Raw genomic sequence first — 3,023 nt, forward strand, 5'->3', positions numbered from 1 at the left:
TCTGGTCGCGACTAATACAAATAATTTTACCTCATATCCCCCATTCCATCAACATCCAGAAATTTTTACTGACAAGTTATGTAATTTTTCTGGGAGCGCTAATATATTTCAACTTTATGAAAAAAGTGAAGAAGCGTTAAGATTATTAGAAAGAAATTCAATTAAATTTAATTTATCGAAAAAAATAACTTTACACTACAACCCCAAAGAAGAAAGAACAATAATTATTAACCTGCTATCTTACCTAAAAAACAAAACAGAAGAAAATGAATTAAATAAAACAAGATTTATTTACAATCCCTCAGATGACTCTCCTGCACAAATTTATACATTACATCAACTATCTAATATTATTTAAGCAAGGGCTAACTCTCCGAAGCGCTACGCTGGCTTCTCCGAGTTCTCCCTTGTTTTTCGCCCTTTGGTTGAAAAAAATTAAAAGCAAAATCAACACCATGCATTGACATTGTTAGCTTCTGTCATATAAGTAAGTCTAAGCATAAGGAATATGCTTTTATTTAATTATATGAAAAGGAGTTCATATGGCAGGTAATACTTTTAATAATATCCTTCGCAGCAATTGCGTCAGTGTCAGATTAAATAATGAAGAGTTGTCGCTTCTGAATGAAAGGCGTGGTATTCATCGCAAAGGTGAATGGCTGCGTATGGCGTTTCTGCATAACCTTCCCCCCGTTATTCCCCCGATTAATCTTGAAGCATGGAAAACCCTTGGTGAGATTTCGCAGAAGTTAAACAGGCTTGTCGCTCATCTGGATAGCAAGAGCAATGATAGTTCTCTCTCACAAACTGAACTCTTTGCCGTGAAGCGTCAGATCGCAGAGCTTCGCACAAATCTGATCACCGATAATATGTGGAGTGCTTCCCATGAAGGGAATGCAGAAAATCAGGCGAGGTAAAAACTTCTCTGGTGTTGTTCTCTACGCATTAAAGCCAGGCTCTCACCATAAATGCACACCTTATGTGATTGGTGGGAACATGCTGGGGGATATAGCCGGAGATCTGATCGCCGAATTCAATACCACCAAAACGCTTCGCCCGGATGTGGTCAAATCCGTTTGGCATAATTCACTTCGGTTACCGAAAAGCGAAGCGCTGACAGATGCTCAATGGTCAGAGATTGCTGATGATTACATGGCTCGTATGGGCTTCTCTGAAACGCATCTGAGATGTTATGTCCTACATGATGATGAAGCAGGCCAACACATCCACATTATTGCCAGTCGTATCGATCTCACCAATGGAAGCCTTTACTTGGGCAAAAATGAAAACCTGATCAGCACCCGTATCATTCAGCAGCTTGAACGCGACTATTCACTAAGAACCAAAGGGCCAGAATTGTTAGCATCACCATCCCCAGCTTCACCCTTCCCTCCTTCGCTATCCAGAAAATCTCCGCCCCAGAAACCGATGGTCGCAATACCAAAGCCTAAAAAGCTGTCGCGTAACGAAGCGATGATGGAGAAGTATAAAGGAGAGCCATCGCCCAAATCGGTCATTCAGAAAGCACTGGAAGAATTGCTTGCCGGTAAACCATCAACGACTGAATTTGTGACACAGCTTGTGGCACGAAACATAACGGTAGTCCCGAATATCGCTTCTACCGGAAAGATGAATGGATTTTCATTCGAATATCAGGGGATTGCTTTCAAAGCTTCGCAGCTTGGCAAAGGCTATTCCTGGTCTGCCTTACAAAACAGGCTCGACTACCAGCCGGAACGCGACAATGCTTTCCTGTTTGGACTGAAAACTCCCTCAGTCAGTAAGGCACCTGTTAGAGAAGCTCTTGATATGACCAATGCTATAGATACCCCTGAAATCTTCAAAGCAGACGTTAACACTCCCATCGAAGCGATTATCTTCGATAAGGATGCTGTTCAGGGCGAATACGCTATCACTTCCAAAGCGCTTCTCTCTGATGCTGATGCTGATGCTGATGCTGATGCTGATGCTGAAGAAGTGTATGCAACCGAAGCAGTAAAAGAAGCTGGTGCAGATGGTAAAGAAGCACATGCAACCGAAGCGGCAAAAGAAGCTCACCACAGAAAACCCCTCTCTATGATTCAGACCGGCTTCAGATGGTTAGAAACTATCCCCTACCTCAGCATCATCATTGGCATGTTGAAAAAACTCAAAGTACCGACACTCAAACGCCCAGACAAACACAACACCATTACGGGCATGAAGATGATAGAAATTAGGGCAACACCAAAAACCACCATCCAAACTCCGCAAAAATCACACTCATCATCATTCCCAATGTAGGGCTGAGAAGCCCTCCAGCAAGCCTTTCTTCATACAAAAAACACAAGATTAACGATCGTTAATACCGATCTATATTTAATTTATGATAGTTTTTAACTATCACAAGTAAACCATCGATCGTTATAAGCGATTTGCTTTGTTTGATCACAACTGTTCAAAATGTAGCTGTTCCTTTTCCCATAATAGACTGATTTAACTGGTCTATTTACTTATTCAACTAACGATATAGGTTCAGCAATGACAAATTTCGTCTCATACATAGTTCCTGACCTCTTCATACATCGAATATGACTTTCACTCAGCTATTAAGGAATTTGTATGAGCCTTTTATTCATGAGACGTTTCTGGATCGGCGTATTGCTTCCTGTGTTTATCGACTGGCTTTTTATGGCAGGTGCAATTCAGCTTTGGTGGCTTTGGCTACCCGTCAGTGCTCCCCTGCTCATCTGGGCTTTTTTTGCTTACAGGAAAAACCGGAAAGAAGAAGCTGATTACAACGACTGGGTGCATCAGCAATGGGAAGAGCAAATCACTACTGAAAAATTTGAATTTTGCGGTCGAGCGTATACGTTTCAGGAAACGCTCTCAGGCACTGTCATCAGCTACAACCCGAACAATGACACTATCTGGGTAAAAACAGATGCTGGGGATGAGACACAAGTTTCCGCGCATGGGCTACCGTTCCGTGAATCGCATCGTATTAAAAAATACGAATTTAATGTGTATTAGCTCAGACTTGA

The 3,023-nt window shown here is 41.8% G+C and carries 4 protein-coding genes; all 4 read left to right on the forward strand.

Translation table 11 applies throughout. The features are described 5' to 3' along the window. On the forward strand, positions 1-358 hold a 358-nt coding region (locus tag OI69_RS20010), incomplete at its 5' end, for a hypothetical protein (protein WP_162183349.1). A gap of 184 nt (positions 359-542) precedes the next feature. Continuing rightward, positions 543-917 carry a hypothetical protein gene (locus tag OI69_RS18550; RefSeq protein WP_039354088.1) on the forward strand — a complete coding sequence of 125 codons (375 nt, stop codon included), beginning with the start codon at positions 543-545 and terminating at the stop codon, positions 915-917. Further along, positions 886-2,283: a relaxase/mobilization nuclease domain-containing protein gene (locus tag OI69_RS18555; protein ID WP_039354092.1), complete on the forward strand. Its 1,398-nt coding sequence runs from the start codon at positions 886-888 to the stop codon at positions 2,281-2,283. The genes OI69_RS18550 and OI69_RS18555 overlap by 32 nt, the downstream gene beginning before the upstream one ends. 318 nt (positions 2,284-2,601) lie before the next feature. Beyond that, positions 2,602-3,012, forward strand: coding sequence for a hypothetical protein (locus tag OI69_RS18560; protein WP_039354093.1), 411 nt, complete (start codon positions 2,602-2,604; stop codon positions 3,010-3,012). The last annotated feature ends 11 nt before the right edge of the window (positions 3,013-3,023 follow it).

The organism is Pectobacterium fontis (assembly GCF_000803215.1).
Taxonomy (GTDB): Bacteria; Pseudomonadota; Gammaproteobacteria; order Enterobacterales; family Enterobacteriaceae; genus Pectobacterium; species Pectobacterium fontis.